Origin of the sequence: Pseudomonas sp. MWU12-2029 (genome assembly GCF_023242425.1) — a bacterium.
GTDB lineage: Bacteria > Pseudomonadota > Gammaproteobacteria > Pseudomonadales > Pseudomonadaceae > Aquipseudomonas > Aquipseudomonas kribbensis.
Window position 1 is genome coordinate 485157 of the sequence record NZ_JALJDY010000001.1, and the last position, 26085, is coordinate 511241.

General features: G+C 60.4%; 26 protein-coding genes and 2 tRNA genes. 16 read left to right on the forward strand and 12 right to left on the reverse strand.

Features of this window, described 5'->3' with window-relative positions:
- The first annotated feature begins 18 nt into the window (after nt 1-18).
- Nucleotides 19-1734, forward strand: coding sequence for a proline--tRNA ligase (locus M5B44_RS02345; RefSeq protein ID WP_248738123.1), 1716 nt, complete (start codon nt 19-21; stop codon nt 1732-1734).
- A 17-nt stretch (nt 1735-1751) separates the two neighbouring features.
- Complete coding sequence (locus M5B44_RS02350) at nt 1752-2705, forward strand: hypothetical protein (protein WP_085712916.1); 954 nt, start codon at nt 1752-1754, stop codon at nt 2703-2705.
- 48 nt (nt 2706-2753) lie between these two features.
- Here the strand turns inward: M5B44_RS02350 and dinB are convergent, their stop codons facing one another.
- Nucleotides 2754-3815 carry a DNA polymerase IV gene (gene dinB, locus M5B44_RS02355; RefSeq protein ID WP_114881690.1) on the reverse strand — a complete coding sequence of 354 codons (1062 nt, stop codon included), beginning with the start codon at nt 3813-3815 and terminating at the stop codon, nt 2754-2756.
- A 280-nt stretch (nt 3816-4095) separates the two neighbouring features.
- On the opposite strand from dinB, the gene M5B44_RS02360 reads away from it, so the two are divergent.
- The 5 genes from M5B44_RS02360 to M5B44_RS02380 all read left to right on the forward strand — a co-directional run bounded on the left by M5B44_RS02360 (nt 4096) and on the right by M5B44_RS02380 (nt 9562).
- A tRNA-Met gene (locus tag M5B44_RS02360) sits at nt 4096-4172 on the forward strand.
- Nucleotides 4173-4381: 209 nt separating this feature from the next.
- Nucleotides 4382-4458, forward strand: a tRNA-Met gene (locus M5B44_RS02365).
- A 279-nt stretch (nt 4459-4737) separates the two neighbouring features.
- Entirely contained in the window at nt 4738-7377 is a 2640-nt protein-coding gene (gene mprF, locus M5B44_RS02370; protein ID WP_085712914.1) for a bifunctional lysylphosphatidylglycerol flippase/synthetase MprF, read from the forward strand.
- The gene (locus M5B44_RS02375; RefSeq protein ID WP_248738124.1) at nt 7377-8669 is read left to right on the forward strand and encodes a virulence factor family protein; all 1293 of its coding nucleotides are present in this window, start codon (nt 7377-7379) and stop codon (nt 8667-8669) included. Before mprF ends, M5B44_RS02375 begins: the two co-directional genes overlap by 1 nt.
- Before the next feature lie 560 nt (nt 8670-9229).
- The gene (locus M5B44_RS02380; protein ID WP_248738125.1) at nt 9230-9562 is read left to right on the forward strand and encodes a DUF3077 domain-containing protein; all 333 of its coding nucleotides are present in this window, start codon (nt 9230-9232) and stop codon (nt 9560-9562) included.
- 51 nt (nt 9563-9613) lie between these two features.
- On the opposite strand, the gene M5B44_RS02385 is transcribed toward M5B44_RS02380, so the two are convergent.
- The 3 genes from M5B44_RS02385 to M5B44_RS02395 all read right to left on the reverse strand — a co-directional run bounded on the left by M5B44_RS02385 (nt 9614) and on the right by M5B44_RS02395 (nt 12218).
- On the reverse strand, nt 9614-9901 hold the full coding sequence (locus M5B44_RS02385) for a type II toxin-antitoxin system RelE family toxin (RefSeq protein ID WP_248738126.1): 288 nt from the start codon (nt 9899-9901) through the stop codon (nt 9614-9616).
- Nucleotides 9902-9912: 11 nt separating this feature from the next.
- On the reverse strand, nt 9913-10203 hold the full coding sequence (locus M5B44_RS02390; RefSeq protein WP_248738127.1) for a type II toxin-antitoxin system Phd/YefM family antitoxin: 291 nt from the start codon (nt 10201-10203) through the stop codon (nt 9913-9915).
- A gap of 173 nt (nt 10204-10376) precedes the next feature.
- Nucleotides 10377-12218 (reverse strand): potassium transporter Kup, encoded by a 1842-nt coding sequence (locus tag M5B44_RS02395; protein WP_412546958.1) that lies wholly within the window; start codon nt 12216-12218, stop codon nt 10377-10379.
- Nucleotides 12219-12568: 350 nt separating this feature from the next.
- Between M5B44_RS02395 and rimO the strand changes: the two genes are divergently transcribed.
- The 6 genes from rimO (at nt 12569) to tsaA (ending at nt 17579) form a co-directional block, all read left to right on the forward strand.
- A complete protein-coding gene (rimO, locus tag M5B44_RS02400; protein ID WP_248738128.1) occupies nt 12569-13906 on the forward strand; it encodes a 30S ribosomal protein S12 methylthiotransferase RimO in 1338 nt (445 codons plus the stop codon).
- Nucleotides 13907-14017: 111 nt separating this feature from the next.
- Nucleotides 14018-14491 carry a GNAT family N-acetyltransferase gene (locus tag M5B44_RS02405; protein ID WP_248738129.1) on the forward strand — a complete coding sequence of 158 codons (474 nt, stop codon included), beginning with the start codon at nt 14018-14020 and terminating at the stop codon, nt 14489-14491.
- Between the two features lie 82 nt (nt 14492-14573).
- Nucleotides 14574-15284, forward strand: coding sequence for an rRNA pseudouridine synthase (locus tag M5B44_RS02410; protein WP_134825697.1), 711 nt, complete (start codon nt 14574-14576; stop codon nt 15282-15284).
- A 73-nt stretch (nt 15285-15357) separates the two neighbouring features.
- Nucleotides 15358-15825 carry a DUF1456 family protein gene (locus tag M5B44_RS02415; RefSeq protein ID WP_248738130.1) on the forward strand — a complete coding sequence of 156 codons (468 nt, stop codon included), beginning with the start codon at nt 15358-15360 and terminating at the stop codon, nt 15823-15825.
- 127 nt (nt 15826-15952) lie between these two features.
- On the forward strand, nt 15953-16723 hold the full coding sequence (locus M5B44_RS02420; protein WP_248738131.1) for an SDR family oxidoreductase: 771 nt from the start codon (nt 15953-15955) through the stop codon (nt 16721-16723).
- A gap of 157 nt (nt 16724-16880) precedes the next feature.
- Nucleotides 16881-17579 (forward strand): tRNA (N6-threonylcarbamoyladenosine(37)-N6)-methyltransferase TrmO, encoded by a 699-nt coding sequence (gene tsaA / locus M5B44_RS02425; protein WP_248738132.1) that lies wholly within the window; start codon nt 16881-16883, stop codon nt 17577-17579.
- Between the two features lie 69 nt (nt 17580-17648).
- Here tsaA and fpr read toward each other — a convergent pair whose 3' ends face one another.
- Nucleotides 17649-18428, reverse strand: a complete 780-nt coding sequence (gene fpr, locus M5B44_RS02430) for a ferredoxin-NADP reductase (RefSeq protein ID WP_003222277.1) — start codon at nt 18426-18428, stop codon at nt 17649-17651.
- 144 nt (nt 18429-18572) lie between these two features.
- Between fpr and M5B44_RS02435 the strand changes: the two genes are divergently transcribed.
- Nucleotides 18573-19499 (forward strand): LysR family transcriptional regulator, encoded by a 927-nt coding sequence (locus M5B44_RS02435; protein ID WP_085712905.1) that lies wholly within the window; start codon nt 18573-18575, stop codon nt 19497-19499.
- Here the strand turns inward: M5B44_RS02435 and M5B44_RS02440 are convergent.
- The 3 genes from M5B44_RS02440 to M5B44_RS02450 all read right to left on the reverse strand — a co-directional run bounded on the left by M5B44_RS02440 (nt 19496) and on the right by M5B44_RS02450 (nt 21556).
- Nucleotides 19496-19858 carry a diacylglycerol kinase gene (locus tag M5B44_RS02440; RefSeq protein WP_003222276.1) on the reverse strand — a complete coding sequence of 121 codons (363 nt, stop codon included), beginning with the start codon at nt 19856-19858 and terminating at the stop codon, nt 19496-19498. The genes M5B44_RS02435 and M5B44_RS02440 overlap by 4 nt on opposite strands.
- A 75-nt stretch (nt 19859-19933) precedes the next feature.
- A complete protein-coding gene (gene erdR, locus M5B44_RS02445; protein WP_085647827.1) occupies nt 19934-20584 on the reverse strand; it encodes a response regulator transcription factor ErdR in 651 nt (216 codons plus the stop codon).
- Between the two features lie 228 nt (nt 20585-20812).
- Nucleotides 20813-21556 (reverse strand): tRNA-uridine aminocarboxypropyltransferase, encoded by a 744-nt coding sequence (locus tag M5B44_RS02450; protein WP_085712903.1) that lies wholly within the window; start codon nt 21554-21556, stop codon nt 20813-20815.
- A 189-nt stretch (nt 21557-21745) separates the two neighbouring features.
- On the opposite strand from M5B44_RS02450, the gene M5B44_RS02455 reads away from it, so the two are divergent.
- Nucleotides 21746-22171, forward strand: coding sequence for a PA3611 family quorum-sensing-regulated virulence factor (locus M5B44_RS02455; RefSeq protein ID WP_248738133.1), 426 nt, complete (start codon nt 21746-21748; stop codon nt 22169-22171).
- Here the strand turns inward: M5B44_RS02455 and M5B44_RS02460 are convergent, their stop codons facing one another.
- Nucleotides 22172-22366 (reverse strand): hypothetical protein, encoded by a 195-nt coding sequence (locus M5B44_RS02460; protein ID WP_085712901.1) that lies wholly within the window; start codon nt 22364-22366, stop codon nt 22172-22174.
- A gap of 354 nt (nt 22367-22720) precedes the next feature.
- Here M5B44_RS02460 and M5B44_RS02465 point away from each other — a divergent pair, with 354 nt between their 5' ends.
- Nucleotides 22721-23839, forward strand: coding sequence for a TIGR00730 family Rossman fold protein (locus tag M5B44_RS02465; RefSeq protein WP_248738134.1), 1119 nt, complete (start codon nt 22721-22723; stop codon nt 23837-23839).
- A gap of 73 nt (nt 23840-23912) precedes the next feature.
- Here the strand turns inward: M5B44_RS02465 and recX are convergent, their stop codons facing one another.
- The 3 genes from recX to M5B44_RS02480 form a co-directional block, all read right to left on the reverse strand.
- Nucleotides 23913-24383: a recombination regulator RecX gene (recX, locus tag M5B44_RS02470; protein WP_085712899.1), complete on the reverse strand. Its 471-nt coding sequence runs from the start codon at nt 24381-24383 to the stop codon at nt 23913-23915.
- 8 nt (nt 24384-24391) lie between these two features.
- A complete protein-coding gene (gene recA / locus M5B44_RS02475) occupies nt 24392-25450 on the reverse strand; it encodes a recombinase RecA (protein WP_085712898.1) in 1059 nt (352 codons plus the stop codon).
- Between the two features lie 83 nt (nt 25451-25533).
- Nucleotides 25534-26034, reverse strand: coding sequence for a CinA family protein (locus tag M5B44_RS02480; protein WP_085712897.1), 501 nt, complete (start codon nt 26032-26034; stop codon nt 25534-25536).
- Between the last annotated feature and the right edge of the window lie 51 nt (nt 26035-26085).

Genomic DNA, 26085 nt, shown 5'->3' on the forward strand with positions numbered 1-26085 from the left:
AACCGACAACGGCCAACCATGCGCACCAGTCAATTTTTGCTCGCCACACAGAAAGAAACACCTTCCGACGCGGTCGTCATCAGCCATCAGCTGATGCTGCGCGCCGGCATGATCCGCAAACTCGCCTCGGGCCTGTACACCTGGCTGCCGATGGGCCTGCGGGTAATGCGCAAGGTGGAAGCCATCGTTCGCGAAGAGATGAACGCCGCCGGCTCTCTGGAAGTGTTGATGCCGAGCACCCAACCGGCCGAGCTGTGGCAGGAATCGGGGCGCTGGGACGAATACGGCCCTGAGCTGCTGCGCATCAAAGACCGTCACGGTCGCGACTTCTGCGCGGGCCCGACCCACGAAGAAGTGATCACCGATCTGATGCGCAACGAATTGAGCAGCTACAAGCAGCTGCCAATCAACCTGTACCAGATCCAGACCAAGTTCCGTGACGAAATCCGCCCACGCTTCGGCTTGATGCGCGGCCGTGAATTCATCATGAAGGACTCGTACTCATTCCATGCGGATCAGGCATCGCTGCAGATCACCTATGACCGCATGCACGAAGCGTACTGCAACATCTTCACCCGCCTGGGCCTGAAGTTCCGTCCTGTGGAAGCCGACAACGGTTCCATCGGCGGTGCCGGCTCCCACGAATTCCACGTGCTGGCCGAGTCCGGCGAAGACGATATCGTCTTCAGCAACGGCTCCGACTACGCCGCGAACATCGAGAAAGCCGAAGCCGTACCGCGTGAAACCTCTCGCGCTGCGCCGGCCGAAGAACTGCGTCTGGTCGACACTCCGGACACCAAGACCATCGCGGCCCTGGTGGAAAAATTCGGTCTGCCGATCGAAAAGACCATCAAGACCCTGATCGTGCACGCCGAGGAAGAAGGCAAGCTGATCGCCCTGGTGATCCGTGGCGACCACGAGCTGAACGAAATCAAGGCTGCCCAGCAACCTGGCGTCGCCAGCCCGCTGGTCATGGCGTCCGATGCAGAGCTGCGTGACGCCATCGGCGCCGGCGCCGGCTCCCTCGGCCCGCTGAACCTGCCACTGCCGATCATCATCGACCGTTCGGTCGAGCTGATGAGCGACTTCGGCATCGGTGCCAACATCGACGACAAGCACTACTTCGGCGTGAACTGGGAGCGTGACCTGCCGGTTCCGACCGTGGCTGACCTGCGCAACGTCGTGGCCGGCGACCCGAGCCCGGACGGCAAGGGCACCCTGGAAATCAAGCGCGGCATCGAAGTCGGACACATCTTCCAGCTGGGCAACAAGTACAGCAAGGCGATGAAGTGCGAAGTGCTGGGCGAGAACGGCAAGCCTGTCACCCTGGAAATGGGTTGCTACGGCATCGGCGTGTCCCGCGTGGTGGCTGCGGCCATCGAGCAGAACAACGACGAGAACGGCATCATCTGGAGCGACGCCCTGGCGCCATTCCAGATCGCCCTGGTACCGCTGCGCTATGAAACCGAGCAGGTGCGCGAAGCCACCGACAAGCTGTACGCGGAACTGACCGCTGCCGGCTTCGAAGTGCTGCTGGACGATCGCGACAAGAAAACCAGCCCGGGCATCAAGTTCGCGGACATGGAGCTGATCGGCATTCCGCACCGGATCGTGGTCAGCGACCGCGGCCTCGCCGAAGGCAACCTGGAATACAAGAGCCGTACCGAAGGCCAGGCGCAAGCGCTGCCGGTTGCCGACGTACTGTCCTTCCTGCAGGCCCGTATCCGCCGCTGAAACCAGATAGAGTCCTCATGTTCAAGCGAAACACCTTAGGCCTCGGTGGTGCCGCCCTGTGCGGCACCCTGCTGGTCAGCGGCTGTGCCAATCACATGTCACAGCGCAGCGAGCACGAAGAGCGGGTCGAGCGAAAGCTGCTCGATCACAGCCTGCAGATCGATGTCGGTGAGCCTAAGGTGCTTGAGCTGCCGCAGAGACGCGTAAAGATCAACGAGCAGAAAACCTTCGAAGTCACTGAGTACGAAGTGACCCGTCGTTATGACCGCTACACGCCTTATCAGCCCTGGCGCGAAATCTACGAGATTCCGCTGGGTGCCGTGGCGGTGGTGGCCGGTGTCGGGGCCAACGTGGTCAACGTGTTCGCCTTCGGCACCCTGCCGGACAGCGTGACCAAGGACTGGCTGAGCTACGGGTTCGCCGGGCTCAACCCGTTCATGAACGTGCAGTCCCACGGTCGTGCGCAGCAGAACCTGGCCGGTATCGATGAAGTCCAGCGCGACAAGCGCATGGAGTATTCGAGCCTGCCGTGGAGCGAGCGCCCGGTGCAGGTCAAGGCCGGCAAGCAGACCTTCGACATGACCACCGACCGCAACGGCGTGCTGCGCCTGAACCTGCTGGACAGTCCGTTCGCCGAAAACGATCTGAATCATGTCGGCAAACTGCAGATCAGTGTCGAGGACGCCAAGGATGACGTGCATTCCGACTCGTCCCTGACGATCAGCAGTCACCTGCGTGGCAAGCTGCTGGAAGCCCACGGCCTGATTTACGACGATCTGGAAGACGACGAAGTGAGCCAGTGGGTGCACCGGGTCAAACGCCTGTCGGAACTGGGTCTGGAAGAAGAAGCCAGCGAACTGGAACAGAGCCTGATCGAGCTGACACGCAACGATCCCGAGTTGCAGGCCGAGTTCCTCAAGTCGCTGACCAAGGATGCCGGGCGACTGGTGGCGGACCCCGGTCCGAACTGACAACGCTTATAGAAGAGCCCGAACCTGTTTCGGGCTTTTTTGTATGCGCTACCGCTCGAACAGCTCCATCTGTTCAAAACCGCCGCGCAAATCCTCAAGCCGAACCCCCACCCCCAACAGCCGCACCGGTTTGCCACCGCGATTGAACGCCTGCGTCAGCATCAACTGATAACTGCCCAGATCCCGCCCTGCCCCGGCCTGCTCCAGTGTGGTCTGGGTGAAGTCATGGAATTTCACTTTGACGAACGGCTTGCCCGGCCGGTAGCTGCTGTCGATCCTTGCCATGCGGGTTTTCAGGGTCTCCAGCAATTCAGGCAGCTTGTCCAGGCAACTGCGCAGATCCGGCAGATCCACGTCGTAGGTGTTTTCCACACTGATCGACTGACGACGACTGTCGTTATGCACCTGCCGTTCATCTATCCCACGGGCCAGGCTCCAGAGTCGCTCGCCAAAACTGCCGAATTCGCGCACCAACGCCAACTTGTCCCACTCGCGCAGTTGCGAGCAGTCGTTGATGCCAAGCTTGCCCAGTTTGTCCGCAGTGACCTTGCCGACGCCGTGCAGCTTGCTCACCGGCAGGCCACTGACAAAATCTTCGACCTGATCCGGGGTGATGACAAACAGGCCGTTGGGCTTTTTCCAGTCACTTGCGATCTTGGCCAGAAACTTGTTCGGTGCCACCCCGGCCGAGACCGTGATGTGCAATTGATTGGAGACCCGGCGCCGGATGTCCTGGGCGATGCGCGTGGCGCTGCCACCGAAATGCGCGCTGTCCGAGACATCGAGGTAGGCCTCGTCCAGCGACAGCGGCTCGATCAGATCGGTGTAATCGCGAAAGATCGTGTGAATTTCCTTCGATGCCTCACGGTAGGCATCCATTCGCGGTTTGACGATGGTCAGATCCGGGCACAGTTTCAAGGCATGCCCCGAGGACATCGCCGAACGCACGCCGTAAGCCCTCGCCTCATAGTTGCAGGTGGCGATCACCCCGCGCCGGTCTGCCGAACCACCCACCGCCAGCGGTTTGCCGGCCAGACGCGGGTCGTCACGCATCTCGATGGCGGCGTAGAAACAGTCACAGTCGATGTGGATGATTTTTCGCTGGGTCATGACAGAAAAGGAAACGTGGCAAGCCGGATAGGCAGTATCTCACTGACACCTGTATATAGCACCAGTGGTATGAAGGTTCTTTTCCAGCGGTAGGAAAGGTCCGTTGAATTTATTTTCTCAATCGGAAATCGCTGACCAATAGAGCTGAAACCCGCGCCCTGCCTGAGCTGCGGCCCCGCCAGCGGCTTCTAAAAATAGCTAACCAATTGAACCAGAACAGATTTTATCCGGATTCAAGGTTGACACCCCGGCGATCCTCTGTAGAATGCCGCCACACAGACGCGGGATGGAGCAGTCTGGTAGCTCGTCGGGCTCATAACCCGAAGGTCGTCGGTTCAAATCCGGCTCCCGCAACCAAACATCAAAAAAGGCCAATCGAAAGATTGGCCTTTTTTGTGCGCGTCTGTTTTTCATTGGGCAATCATCCGGGCCAAACAGGAATCCTTTGCAATTCCGAAACTTACCGCCCTCCTGCGACGGATTGACGCGATTTCACGCTTATTTGACCCTTCGCGGGATTAACGGTTGACACCCCGCCGTTCGCCTGTAGAATGCCGCCACACAGACGCGGGATGGAGCAGTCTGGTAGCTCGTCGGGCTCATAACCCGAAGGTCGTCGGTTCAAATCCGGCTCCCGCAACCAAACATCAAAAAAGGCTGCTCGAAAGAGTGGCCTTTTTTGTATCTGTGGAAAAAGTCCTTTCGCAACAATGATCTGTCACTGTGCAGTGAACCGCTCAGGATCTTCAGACCCGCCGAGTTGCGACTATGCTTGAGTCGCAGGCAAGAGGTCTGCAATCCGAGACCTGCCCTCGCCGATACCCGACGAGAGGCGTAGTATTTTGTGATTATTTTTTTCTACAGGGATTGGTAACTTGGCTGGATACCCCCATCCTGTCGCGCACAATCCAAGAGGTGATTGATGCGCGCCAACTCGTCTGATCCACAAGACACCCTCACCGTGAATCCATCGATCAAGCCCGAGCGCATGCGCTTGCTGGATCGAATCAGCAAATACCGGCAACCGATTGGTCTGGCGGTCACTTTGCTGTTGTTCGCTATCGCGCTGATTGCCTGTCGCCATCTGCTCAGCGAACTCGACCTCTATGCCCTGCACGACTCGATTCTCGACGTGCCGAAGCCGGCCCTGCTGGGTGCTTTCGGCGCGACCGTCGTCGGCTTCATCATTCTGCTGGGCTACGAATGGTCGGCCAGCCGCTATGCCGGCGTGACCATCCCGCCGCGCACGCTGGCGCTCGGTGGCTTCACGGCTTTTGCGATCGGCAACGCCATCGGCCTGTCGATGCTGTCCGGCGGCTCGGTGCGTTACCGTTTATATGCACGGCTTGGCCTGGGCGCTTCGGAAGTCGCGCACATGACCCTGTTTGCCAGCCTGTCGCTGGGTTGCGCCCTGCCACCGCTGGCGGCACTGGCCACCCTGAGTGACCTGCCGGCCGCTTCCCAGGCGCTGGGCCTGTCCGAAGGCCTGCTGGCCACGATTGCCTCTGCCGTGCTGCTGCTCGGCGCGATTCTGGCCATGGGCATTTATCGTCGGCGTCTGCCGGAACAGCCTTACCGCGACAATCTGCTGGTCAAGGTCGGACGCCGCACCCTGCGCCTGCCGGGCCGCCGCCTGACATTCCTGCAACTGGTCATCACCGCCCTCGACGTCGCCGCTGCCGCTACCGTGTTGTACATGCTGCTGCCGGAAGCACCGCCATTCGGCGCATTCCTGCTGGTGTACCTGCTGGCCCTGGCGGCCGGCGTGCTCAGCCATGTACCGGGCGGTGTCGGGGTATTCGAAGCGATTCTGCTGGCGGCCTTCGCTGACAAGCTCGGCGCTGCGCCACTGGCCGCCGCCCTGCTGCTCTATCGCATGATCTATGTGGTGCTGCCATTGCTGGTGGCCTGCGTACTGCTGCTGATCAACGAAGGTCAGCGGCTGTTCCAGACCCAGACCATGCGCGCCGCCTCCGGCCTGGCCGCACCGATCCTCGCGGTACTGGTGTTCCTGTCCGGCGTGGTGCTGCTGTTCTCCGGCGCGACACCTGAAATCGACACGCGCCTGGAACACATCGCCTACCTGATTCCCCATCGTCTGGTCGATGCCTCGCACTTCGGCGCCAGCCTGATCGGCGTGCTGTGCCTGATGCTTGCCCAGGGCCTGCGTCGCCGGCTGTCGGCGGCGTGGATGCTGACCACCATTCTGCTGCTGGTGGGTGCCCTGCTCTCGCTGCTCAAGGGTTTCGACTGGGAAGAAGCCACGCTGATGACCCTCACCGCCGCGCTGCTGGGGGTGTTCCGTCGTTCTTTCTATCGCCCGAGCCGTCTGACCGAAGTGCCGTTCTCGCCGCTGTATCTGGTGGCGAGCCTGTGCGTACTCGGCGCATCGACCTGGCTGCTGCTGTTCGCCTACCAGGACGTGCCGTACAGCCATCAGTTGTGGTGGCAGTTCACCCTCGACGCCGATGCCCCGCGCGGTCTGCGTTCGCTGCTCGGCGCTGCGGTGCTGTTGCTGGTGATCGCCCTGACCTGGCTGCTGCGTACCGCCCGCCCGGTGATTCATCTGCCGACCCCGGACGAGCTGGAGCGCGCCTCGAAGGTCCTGATGGCCTCCTCGCAACCGGACGGCGGCCTGGCCCTGACCGGTGACAAGGCGCTGCTGTTCCACCCCAACGACGAAGCCTTCCTGATGTACGCCCGTCGCGGCCGCAGTCTGGTGGCGCTGTACGATCCGATCGGCCCCGGCCAACAACGGGCGGAAATGATCTGGCAGTTCCGTGACCTGTGTGACATCCACCACGCCCGTCCCGTGTTCTATCAAGTGCGCGCCGAGAACCTGCCGTACTACATGGACATCGGCCTGACCGCGATCAAGCTCGGCGAAGAAGCCCGGGTCGATCTGCATCGCTTTGACCTGGATGCCAAGGGCAAAGAGATGAAGGACCTGCGCTACACCTGGAACCGTGGTACCCGCGACGGTCTGTCACTGGAGATCTTCGAGCCGGGCCAGGCGCCGATGGACGAGCTCAAGGTGATTTCCGATGCCTGGCTGACCGGCAAGAACGTACGCGAGAAAGGCTTCTCCCTCGGCCGTTTCAGCGATGATTACCTGAAGCATTTCCGCATCGCGGTGATTCGCTTCGAGGGCCGCCCGGTGGCGTTCGCCAACCTGCTCGAGACCTACAGCCATGACCTGGCCAGCCTCGACCTGATGCGCTCGCACCCGGACGCCCCCAAGCTGACCATGGAGTTTTTGATGGTCGGTCTGATTCAACATTATAAGAGTCACGGATACGCGCGTTTCAGCCTGGGCATGGTGCCGTTGTCGGGGTTGCAACCCCGTCGTGGTGCACCGCTGACCCAGCGTCTGGGCTCGATGGTTTTCCGCCGTGGTGAGCAGCTGTACAACTTCCAAGGCTTGCGCCGCTTCAAAGACAAGTTCCAGCCTGACTGGGAACCCCGTTATATGGCAGTGCCCGCCGGACTCGATCCGCTGGTGGCACTGGCCGATACTGCTGCCCTGATCGCGGGCGGCTTGACTGGATTGGTGAAACGCTGATGATTCAACGCTCCCTGAAGTACATCCTGGCCGCACTGATCGTGCTGGCCGTGATTGCCGGCGGCGGTTACTGGTACCTCAAACGCCCGGCACCGGAACCGACCCTCGAACAGCTAAAACCGGCTGACGGCACGGTCATGACCCGGGTCATTCCCGGCACCAAGCCCAAGGCCCAGGTGCTGGTGGCGGTCGAGGACGACAAAAAAATCACCGACAATCAGCTGACCACCCTGAGCCGCAGCGCCTCGGCGCAGATCGTCCAGGTGATTCTGCCCAAGGACTGCCTGCTGCAAAGCCGCGCACTGCAAAGCGGTCTGCGCGAACTGAACGGCCCGGCAACCCTGGTCAGTGGCATCGGCCCTGGCGCGGTGCTGGCCTGGCGCTGGCTCTCGGAACAGAAGGACGACAAGGCCCAGGCCGTGTCGGTCGATCTGGCCCTGGAAAAAGGCGGCTGCACTCACCTGCTGCCAAAGTCTGCCGCCCACGGCCACTGGCTGGTGGCCTGGAACGACAACCCGGATGACACCAGCGCCGGTTTCGTACGCGATCAACCGAACGCCGAAACCAGCATCAGCGACTACGACATCAACCTGCCGCAAGTGCTGAACAACGAACTGCGCAAGATCCTCGTCGGTGGTGACAAGGCCAACGGCGGCCTGCAGATCCCGGTAGTGGAAGTCCCGGCCGGCCAGGCCAAGGACACCGTGACCCTGTTCCTGTCCGGTGATGGTGGCTGGCGAGATCTCGACCGCGACGTGGCCGGTGAAATGGCCAAGATCGGCTACCCGGTCGTTGGCATCGACACCCTGCGCTACTACTGGCAGCACAAGAGCCCGGAACAGAGCGCGCTGGACCTGACCGAACTGATGCAGCACTACCGCCAGAAATGGGGCACCAAACGCTTCATCCTGACCGGCTATTCGTTCGGCGCCGACGTCCTGCCGGCCATCTACAACCGCCTGCCGGAAACCGAGCAGCAGCGCGTCGACGCAATCATCCTGCTGGCCTTCGCCCGCACCGGCAGCTTCGAAATCGAAGTCGAAGGCTGGCTCGGCAACGCCGGCAAAGAAGCCGCCACCGGCCCGGAAATGGCCAAGCTGCCACCGGCCAAGGTCGTGTGCATCTACGGCGAAGAAGAGAAGGATGAAAGCGGCTGCACCGACAAGACCGCGGTGGGCGAAGCGGTGAAACTGCCTGGCGGCCACCACTTCGACGAGAACTACCCGGCGCTGGCCAAGCGGTTGGTTGATCTGATCGAGAAGCGTCAGAGCAAGGATCAGCCGGCAGAGTGATCTGAGGCGCTCCAACGAAAAGCCCCCGCAACCTTAGGGTTGCGGGGGCTTTTTCATTCATTGCTTGACTCTTCATGAAGCTGAAAACGCCAGGTGTCCACATTCCATAAAACGTGGACACCTGCTCCACTGGCCTTTTCGAGTAGTCAACTCCTCATTCATCTTCCGCACCGAAGAAGCGCCAAACCTCCACCAACGTTTAGTTTCGTTTACGTCTGGTGTCGCAATATCAGATGACGTCCGAGTACCTTGTAGGCAAACTCCTAATCTCGTGTTTGGGCACTTTGCCGCCCTATTGCACTGTTTTTTGACGGGATACTCTCCAGAGGTCGCTGACCCTTTCAGCGATCGGGTGTGGTAACCCGGATAAACCAGCGCAACAGCGCCCCATTCACAATCACAGGCACTTTCATGTCTGTGATTTCGATTTATGGCAGCTGTGCGTGGGACGCCTTCGGGCGTGCCGGTTTCCTTGGTTCCCGGTTTACCACCCTGCGTACAGCTGCCTCCCTTTCGTGTGGTAACGGAAGTTGCAGCTCCTCGAACCAAGGAGTAACACCATGACCGAAACGAAATCGTCTACACCCACAGACTTTACAACCATCGGCTTCACCTCCTTTCTCTATGGCTCTGGCTCCGATCAAGCGTTTTTCAATGTCCGCTCTGGCGTCCCCATCGTCGAAGCCCTGTCACAGGCTTCAGATCTGTTGTTCCTCGCCAAATCCTTCGCCGAGGATGCCGCCTACGACAAGGAAAACGACCGCCACGCCTGGGCTGCGCATTACCTGACAATCATGGGCAAGGCCTTGATGGATGATGTGACGAAATCCCTGATGCCACGAGCAGCGCGGACAAAAACCGAGTCTGAAGAAGATTTGCCAGAAAGCATCTAAAGACATAGAAACAAAAAAGCCCCCGACAGCCGCAAGGCTGGCGGGGGCTATTTAAAGGCGCCGCTCCGCTGCGTCATACACTTCTTCGTCACGTCGCGCGCCGACAGCAACGATCAACACCTGGATGGCCCGGCCATCGACTCGATAGACGATTCTCGTATCGCCCGCTCGAATTCTTCTACAACCAGCAAGACTGGCCCTCAGAGGCTTGCCACTTTTGTCGGGCTCACCATTGATGATCCGCTCCTCAATAACATCAAGTATCCGGTTGGCTGCCGTAGATCCAAGCTGATCCAGATCCCCTTGGACCTCCGGATGATAAATCACTCCCCAAACCATCCAGCACTCCTTTAATCCTTCCGCGCATACCTTGCCCGCATATCTTCATGGCTGACTGCCTGGGTCTGATCAAAATTGCTCAAACGCTCACGGGCTGCCGCTTCGATGCGAAGGTTCTCAAGTTCATCCAGCATTTCCTGATAGGCCTGCACGTTGATGATGACCGCTGCCGGTTGATTGTCCTTGAAGATAACCAGACGCTCGGTGGCACGACTGGAAATCTCCTTGAGCTTCGCGCTGAAGCTCCTGACCATGGCAGTCACGGAGATTGCCTGGTCAGCACGCTCTAATAATGCCGTCATAATTACCTCTCACTCACATGCTGATGCGTACGTTAATGCACAAAGTATTGTGCTGAATTAAACATAGTGCAACTTGCTGTTTCCACTATCCGACCAAACACTCAAACCGGACACGCACAAAAAAGCCCCCGCCAGCCACAAGGCCGACGGGGGCTTTTCAATTAAGGCGGAGCCTACATCTCCACCTGCGTCCCCAACTCAATCACCCGGTTCAATGGCAGATTGAAGAACCGCAGGTTGCCGTTGGCATTCTTCAACATGAACGCAAACAGCGCTTCACGCCAACGGGCCATGCCTTCGAGTTTCGAGGCGATGACCGTTTCACGGCTGAGGAAGTAGGTGGTGCGCATCGGGCTGAAGTCGAGGTCGTCCAGATGACACAGCTTCAACGCCTGGGGCACGTCCGGCTCGTCGGTGAAGCCGAAGTGCAGGATCACCCGGAAGAAGCCTTCGCCGTGGGCTTCGACTTCGAAGCGTCGGGATGGCGGCACACGCGGGATGTCCTCGTAGACCACGGTCAGCAGCACAACCTGCTCGTGCAAGACCTGGTTGTGCAGCAGGTTGTGCAACAGCGCGTGCGGTACTGCGTCGGAGCGCGCAGTCAGGAACACGGCAGTGCCCTGCACCCGGTGTGGCGGCTGCACGCGGATACTACTGATGAAGATCGGCAGCGGTAGCGCTCCTTCGTCCAGGCGCTCGACCAGCAATTGCTTGCCGCGCTTCCAGGTGGTCATGAGGATGAACAGGGCGATACCGGCGACCACCGGGAACGCACCACCCTGCACGATCTTCGGCACGTTGGCGGCGAAGTACAGGCCGTCCACCAGCAGGAAGCCGATCAGCACCGGCACCGCCAGCACCGGTGGCCATTTCCACAGCAGCAACATGACGGCCGACACCAGAATGGTGGTCATCAGCATGGTCCCGGTCACCGCCACGCCATAGGCCGAGGCCAGAGCGCCGGAGGACTCGAAGCCCAGCACCAGCAGCACCACACCGACCATCAGCGTCCAGTTCACTGCACCGATGTAGATCTGGCCCTGCTCATCACTGGAGGTGTGCTGGATGTACATGCGCGGGATGTAACCGAGCTGGATCGCCTGACGGGTCAGGGAGAACGCGCCGGAAATCACCGCTTGCGAGGCGATCACCGTGGCCAGGGTCGACAGACCCACCAGCGGAATCAGCGCCCAGCTCGGCGCCAGCAGATAGAAGGGGTTGCGCGCCGCTTCCGGGTTGTCCAGCAGCAAGGCACCCTGACCGAAGTAGTTGAGCACCAGCGCCGGCAGCACCAGCAGGAACCACGCCCGGGCGATCGGCTTGCGACCGAAGTGGCCCATGTCGGCGTACAGCGCTTCGGCACCGGTCAGTGCCAGCACCACGGCACCAAGGATCGCCACGCCCATGCCGGCATGCACCATAAAGAAACGGATGGCCCAGATCGGGTTCAGTGCCTTCAGCACTTCCGGGGAATGGCTGATGCCATAGACGCCGAGGGCGCCGAGCACCAGGAACCAGGTGACCATGATCGGCCCGAAGAGAATGCCGATCCGTGCCGTACCGTGACGCTGGATCAGGAACAGGCCCACCAGCACCACCAGCGACAGCGGCACGACCCAGTGGTCGATGCCATCGAACGCCAGACCCAGGCCTTCAATGGCCGAGAGTACGGAGATCGCCGGGGTGATCATGCTGTCACCGTAGAACAGCGCCGCGCCGATCAGGCCGCAGACCACCAGCAGCGAACGCAACTTCCTGCGCTCCCCCGCCGCCCGCCGCGCCAGCGCGGTCAGTGCCATGATCCCGCCTTCGCCCTGGTTGTCGGCACGCAGGACGAACATCATGTACTTGATCGACACGACCCAGATCAGCGACCAGAAGATCAGCGACAGAATGCCCAACACTCCGTCGTGATTGACCGGTACGCCGTAACCGCCGGAAAACACCTCTTTGAGGGTGTACAACGGGCTCGTGCCGATGTCGCCGTAAACTACCCCGACTGCCGCGACCAGCATGCTCAGCGGTTTTGCAGCCGAATGCTCGGCGCCCGCCGCCTGACTACTTGCCTGACCCATCCAACACTCCTGATTTCCAGACCGGCTTCTTTGAACGAAGCACTATGCTTTTTGATGCAGCATGCGCTGTTTTACCTGTTGTTACAGTCGTTTTGTTGACTGTAAAAAATTGGTAAAGCCCAACGGCGCGAAGCATAGCGCAGCACTCGTCGTATTTCCCTGCATAAAGCTGGTCAAGTGCGCTGCTCGCCGCTAGAATTGCGCACTTTTTGATCAGAGGCGCAGTTCAAGCGCCCGTCCGTCGGTTTCCGCCATCAGGCAAGCGACGTCACAAAACACCGAGGTTAGACATGTCCACCACTCCTGCGCCGGCCAATCCAAAGGTTGGCTTCGTATCTCTGGGTTGCCCGAAAGCACTGGTCGACTCCGAGCGCATCCTGACCCAGCTGCGCATGGAAGGCTATGACGTGGTGTCCACCTATCAGGACGCCGACGTGGTCGTGGTCAACACCTGTGGCTTCATCGACTCGGCCAAGGCCGAATCCCTGGAAGTCATCGGTGAAGCGATCAAGGAAAACGGCAAGGTCATCGTGACCGGCTGCATGGGCGTCGAAGAAGGCAACATCCGTGACGTGCACCCGAGCGTGCTGGCCGTCACCGGTCCGCAGCAGTACGAGCAAGTGGTCAACGCCGTGCACGAAGTCGTGCCGCCGAAACAGGATCACAACCCGCTGATCGACCTGGTGCCGCCGCAAGGCATCAAGCTGACGCCGCGTCACTACGCGTACCTGAAGATTTCCGAAGGCTGCAACCACAGCTGCAGCTTCTGCATCATCCCGTCGATGCGCGGCAAACTGGTCAGCCGTCCGGTCGGCGACGTGCTCGACGAAGCCCAGCGTCTGGTCAAATCCGGCGTGAAGGAGCTGCTGGTGATCTCCCAGGACACCAGCGCCTACGGCGTTGACGTCAAGTACCGCACCGGTTTCTGGAACGGCGCGCCGGTGAAGACCCGCATGACCGAACTCTGCGAAGCGCTGAGCACCCTCGGCGTCTGGGTCCGCCTGCACTACGTTTACCCGTACCCGCACGTCGACGAACTGATCCCGCTGATGGCCGCCGGCAAGATCCTGCCGTACCTGGACATCCCGTTCCAGCACGCCAGCCCGAAAGTCCTGAAGTCGATGAAACGCCCGGCGTTCGAAGACAAGACCCTGGCGCGGATCAAGAACTGGCGCGAAATCTGCCCGGACCTGATCATCCGTTCGACCTTCATCGTCGGCTTCCCCGGCGAAACCGAAGAAGACTTCCAGTACCTGCTGGACTGGCTGACCGAAGCCCAGCTCGACCGCGTCGGCTGCTTCCAGTACTCGCCGGTCGAAGGCGCACCGGCCAATGACCTGAACCTCGACATCGTCCCGGACGACGTCAAGCAGGATCGCTGGGAGCGCTTCATGGCGCACCAGCAGGAAATCAGCTCGGCACGCCTGCAAATGCGCGTCGGCCGTGAAATCGAAGTGCTGGTGGACGAAGTCGACGAGCAAGGCGCGGTCGGCCGCTGCTTCTTCGATGCCCCGGAAATCGACGGCAACGTGTTCATCGACAACGGCAGCAACCTCAAGCCGGGCGACAAGGTCTGGTGCAAGGTGACCGACGCCGACGAATACGACCTCTGGGCCGAACAGATCTAAACGCGAAAAATACAAAAAGCCCCGCTCTCTTTTACGAGATGCGGGGCTTTTTTACGGCTATCGTTTGTGAGGGGAAGGACTCCCTCATAAATGACAAAGAGGCTATCGGGCATGCGCCACCATTCGGTCATCCACACGCCGAAACTCAGCGATTATCAGGAACTGACCCGGGTCTGGGAGGCCTCGGTTCGTGCCACACATGATTTTCTGCCGGACAGCTACATCGAGCTGCTGCGCAATCTGGTGCTGACCCGCTACCTCGATGCGGTGATGCTGATCTGTACCAGGGACAGCCATCAGCGCATCACCGGGTTTGCCGGCGTGGCGGCGGGCAAGATCGAAATGCTGTTCATCGAACCTGAACATCGTGGCCAGGGTCTGGGCAAGAAGCTGCTGAGATACGCCATGGAACACCTGAACGCCGATGAACTGGACGTCAACGAGCAAAACCCGCAAGCCCTGGGCTTTTACTTCAAGCAGGGATTCGAGGTGATCGGTCGGTCGGAAGTCGACGGCATGGGCCAGCCTTATCCGCTGCTGCACATGCGTCTGAAACAGCCGGAACAGCGCGCCGTACGCGGTTAAAAGCCACACGGTACAAATGCAATCGCGATTAACCGGCGCCAGGCAGGTACAATGCCCACCCCTTTTTTGTTACGGCCCTGTCATGACTGACCCGATTCGCCTCTCCAAACGCCTCATCGAACTGGTCGGTTGCTCCCGCCGGGAGGCCGAGCTGTTCATCGAGGGCGGCTGGGTCACCGTGGACGGCGAGGTCATCGACGAGCCGCAGTTCAAGGTCGGCGACCAGAAAGTCGAGCTCGACAAGGACGCCAAGGCCACCGCGCCGGAGCCGGTGACCATCCTGCTCAACGTGCCGGCGGGCATGGATGTCGACACCGCGATGCAGTCGCTGAGCGCCGACACCCTCAGCGAAGAACACCGCTACGGCAAGCGACCGCTGCGCGGGCACTTCCTGCGCCTGACCGCCAGCGCCGACCTGCAACCCAAGGCCAGCGGCCTGCTGGTGTTCACCCAGGACTGGAAGGTGTTGCGCAAGCTCACCGCCGATGCGGCCAAGATCGAGCAGGAATACGTGGTCGAAGTCGAAGGCGAGATGGTCGCCCACGGCCTCAATCGCCTGCAGCATGGCCTCACCCACAAGGGCAAGGAGCTGCCGCCGGTCAAGGCCAGCTGGCAGAACGAAAACCGCCTGCGCTTCGCCATGAAGAACCCGCAGCCGGGGATCATCGCCCAGTTCTGCGAAGCGGTCGGCCTGAAGGTGGTCGGCATCCGCCGTATCCGCATCGGCGGCGTATCGATCGGCAAGGTGCCGGCCGGCCAATGGCGCTACTTGTCCGGCAAAGAGAAGTTCTAAGGCCTCCGTTGCCACCACACATTCCGGCATCGCGCCTGCGCGGTGCCCACAGCGAACGATCAGGATTGCAAACATGGTTCATAACGACGTATTGCGCAGCGTGCGCTACATGCTCGACATCAGCGACAAGAAAGTCGTCGAAATCATCAAACTCGGTGGCATGGACGTCACGTTGGCTGATGTCGTGACGTATCTCGACAAGAAAGAAGAAGACGAAGAAGGTTTCGTGCGCTGCCCGGACGAAGTCATCGCGCACTTCCTCGACGGTCTGGTGATCTTCAAGCGCGGCAAGGACGAAAGCCGTCCGCCGCAGCCGATCGAAGTCCCGGTGACCAACAACATCATTCTGAAAAAGCTGCGTGTGGCCTTCGAACTGAAAGAAGACGACATGCACACGATCCTCAAGGCTGCCGATTTCCCGGTGTCCAAGCCTGAGCTGAGCGCGCTGTTCCGCAAGGTCGGCCACACCAACTACCGCCCGTGCGGCGACCAGTTGCTGCGTAACTTCCTCAAGGGCCTCACGCTGCGCATTCGCGGCTGATCCTTGAAAAAACGGCGACTTCGGTCGCCGTTTTCATGCATGGCCCTCCATTCCCTCGAAAAATAGTGGCTCCGCTTTTCGCAGCCGGCGACTAGGGTGTACTGAACCCTAGCCCTCAGGATTCGCCATGCACCCGTACTTCTCCCTGCAAGGCCGCACCGCCCTGGTGACAGGCGGCACCCGTGGTATCGGCAAAATGATCGCCAAGGCCTATGTCGAGGCCGGCGCCCGTGTGTACGTCTGCTCCCGTGACGCAGAAGCCTGCCATCAAACCGCTGAAGAACTCGGTGCCTTGGGCATTTGTCATGGCGTGGCGGCGAATCTGGCGACTGAAGAAGGCGTAAAAGAGCTGGCTGCCCGACTGGGCGAGCAGATCACTCATCTGGACATTCTGGTAAACAACGCCGGCACCACCTGGGGCGCGCCGCTGGAGAGCTACCCGGTCAAAGGCTGGGAGAAGGTCATGCAGCTCAACGTGACTTCGGTGTTCAGTTGCATCCAGCAATTCCTGCCGCTGCTACGCAAGGCCGGCTCGGCAGCGAATCCGGCGCGGATCATCAACATCGGCTCGGTGGCGGGGATTTCTTCGTTCGGCGAGCAGGCCTACGCCTATGGGCCGAGCAAAGCGGCCCTGCACCAACTGTCGCGGATTCTCGCCCGGGAACTGGTGAGCCAGCACATCAACGTCAACGTCATCGCGCCGGGCCGCTTCCCGAGCAAGATGACCCAGCACATTGGCAACGACCAGCAGGCACTGGCCGAAGACACCGCGCTGATCCCGATGAAACGCTGGGGCCGCGAGGAAGAAATGGCGGCGCTGGCGATCAGCCTGGCGAGTACCGCCGGAGCCTACATGACCGGTAATGTGATTCCGCTGGATGGCGGGTTCAGTCTTTAGGTCGGCGATCCGGCCTTCGCGAGCAAGCTCGCTCCCACACTTGGAATGCGTTTCCCTGTGGGAGCGAGCTTGCTCGCGAAGAGGCCAGGTCTGACACCAGCAGTCTTGAAGCCTGCCGGGTTATCATGCCCGCCCTGCTCCGTTTCGAATGCAAACCATGACTTACAGCGTCTCCCCCATCGGCTTCGTCCGCTCCTGCTTCAAGGAGAAGTTCGCCATCCCGCGCCAGCCGCAACTGGCTCCCGCCGCCCGTGGCGTGCTGGAGCTGGTGGCACCGTTCGACCAGGGCGATGCGGTGCAGGGACTGGAGCAGGTCAGTCACGTCTGGCTGCTGTTCCTGTTCCATCAGGCGCTGGAAGACAAGCCTCGACTCAAAGTCCGCCCTCCCCGTCTGGGCGGCAACAAGTCCATGGGCGTGTTCGCCACTCGCGCCACTCACCGGCCAAACGGCATCGGTCAGTCGGTGGTGAAACTGGACAAGGTCGAGGCCAATCGCCTGTTCATCTCCGGCATCGACCTGCTGGACGGCACGCCGATTCTCGATATCAAACCCTACGTGCCCTACGCCGACATCATCGCTGACGCCTCCAACAGCATCGCCAGTGCCGCGCCGCAACTGATCGACGTGCAGTGGACGGACGCGGCGCTGCAACAGGCCCACACCCACGCTCAGCGCCTTGCCGAGCCGCTGGTCGAGCTGATCGAGCAATGCCTGGCCCAGGATCCGCGCCCGGCGTATCAGACGCCCGCGCCCGAACGCGAATACGGCGCGCAGTTCTGGGATCTGGACGTGCGTTGGCATTACCCGACACCGGAGCAGATCCGTGTCCTGGAAGTCATCCCCGCCGAAGCGTGATCCCCGGAAACGAAAAAGCCCGCGCTGCCTCCTCAGGCAACGCGGGCTTTTCTGTTGGCATCGTCGGGATTACTTCTCGACGAATGCACGCTCGATCAGGTAATCACCCGGCTCGCGCATACGGGCCGAGATCTTCAGGCCGAAGCTGTCGAGCACTTCGCTGGTCTCGTCGAGCATGCTCGGGCTGCCGCAGATCATCGCGCGGTCGTCCTGCGGGTTGATCGGTGGCAGGCCGATGTCGCTGAACAGCTTGCCGCTGCGCATCAGGTCGGTCAGACGGCCCTGATTCTCGAACGGTTCGCGGGTCACGGTCGGGTAGTAGATCAGCTTGTCACGCAGCGCCTCGCCGAAGAATTCGTTCTGCGGCAGGTGCTCGGTGATGAATTCGCGGTAGGCGACTTCGTTGACGTAACGAACGCCGTGAACCAGGATCACTTTCTCGAAGCGCTCGTAGGTTTCAGGGTCCTGGATCACGCTCATGAACGGCGCCAGACCGGTGCCGGTGCTCAGCAGGTACAGGTGCTTGCCCGGGTTCAGGTCGTCCAGAACGAGGGTGCCGGTAGGTTTCTTCGAGATGATGATCTCGTCGCCTTCCTTCAGGTGCTGCAACTGGGAGGTCAGCGGACCATCAGGCACCTTGATGCTGAAGAACTCGAGATGCTCTTCCCAGTTCGGGCTGGCGATCGAGTAAGCGCGCATAAGCGGGCGGCCGTTTGGCTGTTGCAGGCCGATCATCACGAACTGACCGTTCTCGAAGCGCAGGCCCGGATCGCGGGTGCACTTGAAGCTGAACAGAGTGTCGTTCCAGTGATGAACACTGAGGACACGCTCGTGGTTCATGTTGCTCATGTACGTGGGACTCCTGGAGATTGATCTGCGCTTGCCCGGCTCGCGTTGAAGGATGCCGACGGTGCGCAATTGCATCGCATTCTAATAGCGCCGACAATATCTGTTAACTGGATTATTAAGATAAGGGTTATCGGTTATATCGATATGCGATTTACTCTTCGTCAACTGCAAGTCTTCGTCGCTGTCGCCCAGCAGGAGAGCGTGTCCCGTGCTGCGGGTCTGCTCAACCTGTCGCAATCGGCCGCCAGCACTTCCATCACCGAACTGGAGCGTCAGTCCAGCTGCCAGCTGTTCGATCGCGCCGGCAAACGCCTGAGCCTCAACGCCCTCGGCAAACAATTGTTGCCGCAAGCGGTGGCCATGCTCGATCAGGCCAAGGAAATCGAAGACCTGCTCAACGGCAAATCCGGTTTCGGCTCGCTGTCGGTGGGCGCGACCCTGACCATCGGCAATTACCTGGCGACGTTGCTGATCGGCGGCTTCATGCAACGTCACCCGGAAAGCCAGGTGAAGCTGCACGTGCAGAACACTGCCAATATCGTGCAACAAGTGGCGCATTACGAAATTGATCTGGGTCTAATCGAAGGCGATTGCAGCCACCCGGACATCGAAGTGCAGAGCTGGGTCGAGGATGAACTGGTGGTGTTCTGCGCCCCGCAGCATCCACTGGCCAAACGCGGCAGCGCGACCATGGAGGAGTTGACCCACGAAGCATGGATTCTGCGCGAACAAGGCTCCGGTACCCGCCTGACCTTCGATCAGGCCATGCGTCACCATCGCAGTGCGCTGAATATTCGTCTGGAACTGGAACACACGGAAGCGATCAAGCGCGCCGTGGAATCTGGTCTGGGGATTGGCTGCATCTCGCGTCTGGCACTGCGTGATGCCTTCCGGCGCGGCAGTCTGGTACCGGTGGAAACGCCGGATCTGGATCTGGCGCGGCAGTTCTACTTCATCTGGCATAAACAGAAGTACCAGACTTCCGCCATGCGCGAGTTTCTCGATCTGTGCCGCGCCTTCACCGCCGGGGTCCAGCGCAGCGACGAGATCGTCCTGCCGACAATCGCTTAAAGCAGAATCACCGCCCACACCAGGGCAATCATGCTCAGTGCCACGAATTGCGCGGCGCTGCCCATGTCCTTGGCGTTCTTGGACAGCGGGTGCAGTTCCAGGGAAATGCGGTCGATGGCCGCCTCCACCGCAGAGTTCAACAGCTCGACGATCAGCGCCAGCAGGCACACGGCAATCAGCAACGCCTGCTCGACACGGCTGACATTCAGGAAGAACGTCAGCGGAATCAGCACCACGTTGAGCAGCACCAGCTGACGGAACGCCGCTTCGCCGGTGAAGGCTGCGCGCAGGCCGTCCAGCGAGTAACCGGAAGCGTTGAGGATGCGTTTCAGGCCCGTCTGGCCCTTGAAAGGTGACATAAAGTAAACAACCGACCAAAAAGAAGTGGGGAAGCTAGTTCAACGAAAGTCAAAAAAGCGTGAAGACGCCAGCCTTTACTGGCTTGGAATTGACTCAAGTTGTTGCAAGAGTAAAGCCGCCTGGGTGCGAGTCCGCACGTTCAACTTGCGAAAGATCGCCGTGACGTGGGCCTTGATGGTCGCTTCCGACACACTCAACTCATAGGCAATCTGCTTGTTGAGCAGGCCTTCACAGACCATGGTCAACACCCGGAACTGCTGCGGCGTCAGGCTCGCCAGGCCATCGCTTGCGGCTTTGGCTTCATCCGAAACGCTGACGGCTTCGAACGCCTGTGGCGGCCAGAACACGTCGCCGTCCAGCACTTTGCGCACCGCTTCCTGAATCACGCTCAAGTCGCTCGACTTGGGAATGAATCCGCTGGCACCGAACTCCCGCGACTTGACCATCACCGAAGCTTCTTCCTGCGCCGAAACCATCACCACCGGAATCTGCGGGTACTGACCGCGCAGCATCACCAGCCCGGAGAACCCGAAAGCGCCCGGCATGTTCAGGTCCAGCAGCACCAGATCCCAGTCGGCCTTCTCGGTCAGGCGCGCCTCCAGCTCGGCGATGCTCGCCACCTCCACCATTCGTACATCCGGACCAAGGCCCATCGTCACCGCTTGATGCAGTGCGCTACGAAAAAGAGGGTGATCATCGGCAATCAGGATGTCGTATGTGGCCATTTTTCAAATGATCCTGTTTTTGATGGCAGACCCGATGCATTCGGGGCTCACCAAGGCAAATCAAGATGCCGGCGCTTGTGCAGCGGCATCCACAGGGGCACGTTCAACGCCAATCACGGACAAAACGGCGTTTCAAACCTTGGCCGCACCCCAATCGGCGCCAAGCATGCCCAGCGAAGCCGGGGTGGTCAAGCAACACGGCCACTGCTTTAGCAGTATGGGCCAGGATCAGGCCGGCACCGGCTGCGGGTTGGCTATAAAAGGCAGCAACTCGGCATGGGCCGGTGTCGACACATTCACCTCAAGCTGCTGCTTGGCGCCCAGGTAATGCTGGCTGAACACATCGAAATAGGCGTCCAGCGCCGAGGCGGCATCCGTATCACCCGCCAGTTCCAGGCACAGCGCCGCGACTTCGGCGGTGCACAGGTGCTCGCTGCGGGTCGAACGGCGCAGGCGATAACGCGACAGTTTGTCGGGCAACAGACTGAGGATCGGCAGGCGATCGAAGTACGGGCTCTTGCGGAAGATCTTGCGCGCCTCGGTCCAGGTCGCGTCCAGCAGAATGAACAGCGGACGCTTGCTGCTGTCGAGATCCACGGTGTTGGTCACTCGCGAAGGCTCGACGTACTCGCCGGGAAACACCAGATACGGCTGCCATTGCGGGTCGTTCAGCAGCGCCAGCAGTTGCTCGTCGGGTTCGGTCCGCGACCAGATGAAGGCGTGATTGTCCCGCACGATGTCGGCGATCAACCAGCCGGTGTTGCTTGGCTTGAACACTTCCTTGCCGGTCATGATCAGACAGACACCGGAGCGGGTTTCAACGGTCGGGCGCCAGGCGCACAGGCAATGACTGATGATGACCCGGCAGTCGCGGCAACGCTCGGAGCGGAAACCACGGGCCTGAATCGGCTTGATGCCCTCGTCCTCGCGCTGATCGCGCAGGCGGGCCACGGCGTTGGGGGCATGGTTCATTGCGGGTGACGCCGACTGACAGGAAAACTCGACACGAACAACTCTCGGCAAGGCAATAAAGGCCGGCAGTTTATCAGAGCAACGGGCACAAGCCTGTACCCTCCCGACCGGCTCCCCTATAATTCGCCGCCACTGAACGCACAGCCCCGGGGCTGGTCGAACCACCAGTCACTGAATCAGGAGAGTTTCATGCTGCGCCTTATCGTTCCTACTGCGGCCATTGCGCTGGCGTTGTCCTTCAGCGCACAGGCTGCGTCCCTGAAAGAGCAGAACCTGAACAAAGAGCTGCAAAACGTCGCAGCACAAAGCAGCGTCGGTACACCACGGGCGATCAACGAAGACATCCTCGATCAGGGTTACACCGTTGAAGGCACCACGCTGATCAACCACCTGAGCGTCCAGGCAAGCCATGCCGAGAAGATGCGCGCCGACCCCAAGGCCGTGTATTTCCAGCTGGGGGCTTCGGTCTGCAACAACCCGTCGTACCGCAAGCTGATGGCCAAGGGCGCCGTGATGCGTTATGACTTCAGCGAAGTGAAGACCAACCGGGCGATCGGTTCGGCCAGCTATCAGGAATCGGACTGCCCGAAAGCGGGTCCGACGAAGAAGAAGTAATCAACGAGAATTGGCGCGCCGCTGTTCATCCTCGGCGCGCAGTTCGGCCAGCAACGCCTGCAGATAGCGCGAGCGGCGCTCTCCTCCCGAAAGACGCCGGCAGCACTCCTCTTCGAGACTGACATGATTGGTCTCGGCCGATGCCTTCAACATTCGATACAGCTGCGTATCGATCTCCAGAATGACTCTGGTCATGTGTCCCGCCTCCTTGCCACCCGCAAATCCTTGAATCGCGTGCACCTTGCGTACGCTCGCTGACGCAAAGTTGTCGTACGGCGCCTTTAACTTAGTAAATCAGAGCATTTTGCCCTCGGTGCGCCATCGGACGAGCGGTGAAAGCACTTCGCAAAACGACAATAAGCAGTTGCCAGGCAAGACTTTGTGGCGCAATGCTCAATGAGCGAGAAATGCTTTGAGGGTCTAGATTCAAAGTATTCCCGATCATTTTATCAACGGCAGGAAAGGAGCTGCCGGACGTTTGTTTTTCTTGCAGCGCGGCACTGACGCCGCACGTCAGGGCCGAAGGCTCTGTGCAGAAGGAGAAGTTGCATGCCTTACCAACCGAATGACCTGCTCAGCCGTCATTTTCAGGAAAGCGGCCACGACCTCACCGGCAAGGTCGAAGAACAACTCAACCTGGTTTCCCCCAACAGCCCGAACATTCCCATCTACCGCGACATGATCCTGACCGTGCTGCGCATGGCCCAGGAAGATCACAACCGCTGGAATGCCAAGATCACCCTGCAAGCCCTGCGTGAACTGGAACAGGCGTTTCGCACGCTCGAACAGTTCAAGGGCCGGCGCAAGGTTACCGTATTCGGCTCGGCGCGCACGCCCGTCGAGCATCCGCTGTACGCCATGGCCCGTGAACTGGGCGCAGCCCTGGCCCGGTCAGACATGATGGTCATCACTGGTGCCGGTGGTGGAATCATGGCCGCCGCCCATGAAGGAGCCGGCCGCGATCACAGCCTTGGGTTCAACATCACCCTGCCCTTCGAACAGCACGCCAACCCTACCGTGGACGGCACCGGGAACCTGCTGCCATTCCATTTTTTCTTTACGCGCAAACTGTTCTTCGTCAAGGAGGCCGACGCACTGGTGCTGTGCCCCGGTGGTTTCGGTACGCTGGACGAAGCGCTGGAAGTGCTGACCCTGATCCAGACCGGCAAAAGCCCGCTGGTGCCGGTGGTGCTGCTGGACGCGCCGGGCGGCACGTTCTGGCAAGGGGCGCTGGATTTCATTCGCCAGCAACTGGAGGACAACCGTTACATCCTGCCAACCGACCTGAAGTTGATGCGTCTGGTCTACAGCGTTGAAGAGGCGGTGGAACAGATCAATCAGTTCTACGGCAACTTCCACTCCAGCCGCTGGCTCAAACGGCAGTTCGTGATTCGCATGAACCACAGGCTCAGCGACCGGGCACTGGACCACATGCAGGAAGCCTTCGCCGATCTGTGCCTGAGCGACCGGTTCCATCAACACGCCTATAGCGGTGAGGAGCACGACGAGGCGCAATTCAGCCATCTGGCGCGACTGTCCTTCGCCTTCAACGCCCGGGACCATGGGCGCCTGCGGGAACTGGTGGACTTCATCAACTTGCCGGAGAACTGGGCCCAATCCAGACCACAAACGGCGCAACCCTCCCGCGAACCGTCGAAGGTAATCTGAAGGCAAAAAAAAAGCGGCCCGCTATCGAAATAGCGGGCCGCTTTTTTATTTTTTGATTGAAGCTGGAACCGATTTAATCGTCCATCCCTCTGCCGCTGAACAAGCGGTTGATCATCTCCATCGAGAACCCCCGATACGCCAGAAACCGGCCTTGTCTGGCTCGTTCCTTGGCGTCGGCGGGAAGCTGTCCAGAGAACTTCCGTTGCCACGTGTCTGTCAGTTGCTCCTGCCAGTTGATACCGCTCTCACGCAAGGCAAGTTCGATATCGGCACGCTGCAATCCGCGCTGACTGAGTTCCTCACGAATCCGTAACGGGCCATAACCTGAGCGGGCTCGGTAAGAAACAAAGCTTTCCAGATAACGGGCTTCGGAAAGCAGCCCTTCTTCCGTCAATCGGTCGAGGGCTGTTTCGATCATTTCGGGTGGAGCGCCGCGCTGACGCAGTTTACGCGTCAGCTCGACTCGACCATGCTCGCGGCGTGCGAGCAGGTCCATTGCGGTTCGCCGCACCGCGACGAGGGTATCGAGTACGGCGGTTGTCATCGGTGCAATCAGATGTCAGCGTCAGCCAGGTCGTCTTCGGTCTCTGTGACCGCAGAAGCCTTGGAGTCAGCGATCACGGCTGGCGACAGCAGCTTGTCACGCAGTTGCTTCTCGAGCTTCGCCGCGACTTCCGGGTTGTCTGCCAGGAACTTGGCCGAGTTGGCCTTGCCCTGACCGATCTTGGTGCCTTCATAGGCGTACCAGGCGCCGGACTTCTCGACGAAACCGTGCAGCACGCCCAGGTCGATCATCTCGCCGTTCAGGTAGATACCCTTGCCGTAGAGAATCTGGAACTCGGCCTGACGGAACGGCGAAGCCACCTTGTTCTTCACAACCTTGACGCGGGTTTCGCTGCCGACCACTTCGTCGCCTTCCTTCACCGCGCCGGTACGGCGGATGTCGAGACGGACCGAAGCGTAGAACTTCAGCGCGTTACCACCGGTGGTGGTTTCCGGGCTGCCGAACATCACGCCGATCTTCATGCGGATCTGGTTGATGAAGATCACCAGGCAGTTGGCGTTCTTGATGTTACCGGTGATCTTACGCAGCGCCTGGGACATCAGACGGGCTTGCAGGCCCACGTGCATGTCACCCATTTCGCCTTCGATTTCAGCCTTCGGCACCAGTGCCGCCACGGAGTCGACGATGATCACGTCAACAGCGTTGGAGCGCACCAGCATGTCGGTGATTTCCAGGGCCTGCTCGCCGGTGTCCGGCTGGGAAACCAGCAGGTCGTCGACGTTGACGCCCAGTTTGCCGGCGTACTCAGGGTCGAGGGCGTGTTCGGCGTCGACGAATGCGCAGGTCGCGCCGGCCTTCTGGGCCTGGGCGATCACGGACAGCGTCAGTGTGGTTTTACCGGAAGATTCAGGACCGTAGATTTCAACAATACGGCCTTTTGGCAGGCCGCCGATGCCGAGCGCGATGTCCAGACCCAGAGAGCCGGTGGAAATGGCCGGGATCGCCTGACGGTCCTGATCGCCCATACGCATCACGGCACCCTTGCCGAATTGACGTTCGATCTGACCCAGGGCCGCAGCCAAGGCTTTCTTCTTGTTGTCGTCCATTAAAGTCCTCACGTAATCAATAAGGCCTGACGGCCAACACCTGTATAAGTAGCCAGTATTATTCCACAGCGTTCGCGGATCGCCTACCCCTGATTTTCGATTTCTCGTGCCGCTAGTCGCAGGAGCCCCTCTAGCGCGGCCTTCACCGTTTGTCGGCGGACTTCGTCGCGGTTGCCGGGGAAGTGCTGCACCTCGCTGGAAACCGCGTCGCCGACACCCCAGGCCAGCCACACCGTGCCCACCGGCTTGTTCGGCGAGCCGCCGTCCGGCCCGGCGATACCGCTGACCGCCACGGCGAACCGCGCACGGCTGTGTTTCTGCGCACCGCGCACCATCGCCTCGACCACCTCGCGACTGACTGCGCCCACCGTCCCGAACAGTTCGGCGGGCACGTTCAGTTGCTGGGTTTTCTGGCGGTTGGAGTAGGTCACATAACCGGCCTCGAACCAGGCGGAGCTCCCCGGGATCCGGGTAATCGCTTCAGCGATGCCGCCACCGGTGCAGGACTCGGCAGTGGTGACGTGGGCATTGAGCAACTGCAGGCGTCGGCCAAGTTCGGCCGCCAGTTGGGTGAGGTCTTTCACGGCACTCTCCGGATCGGATGGAATGCCTACCACCGTACACGAGCCGGTTGC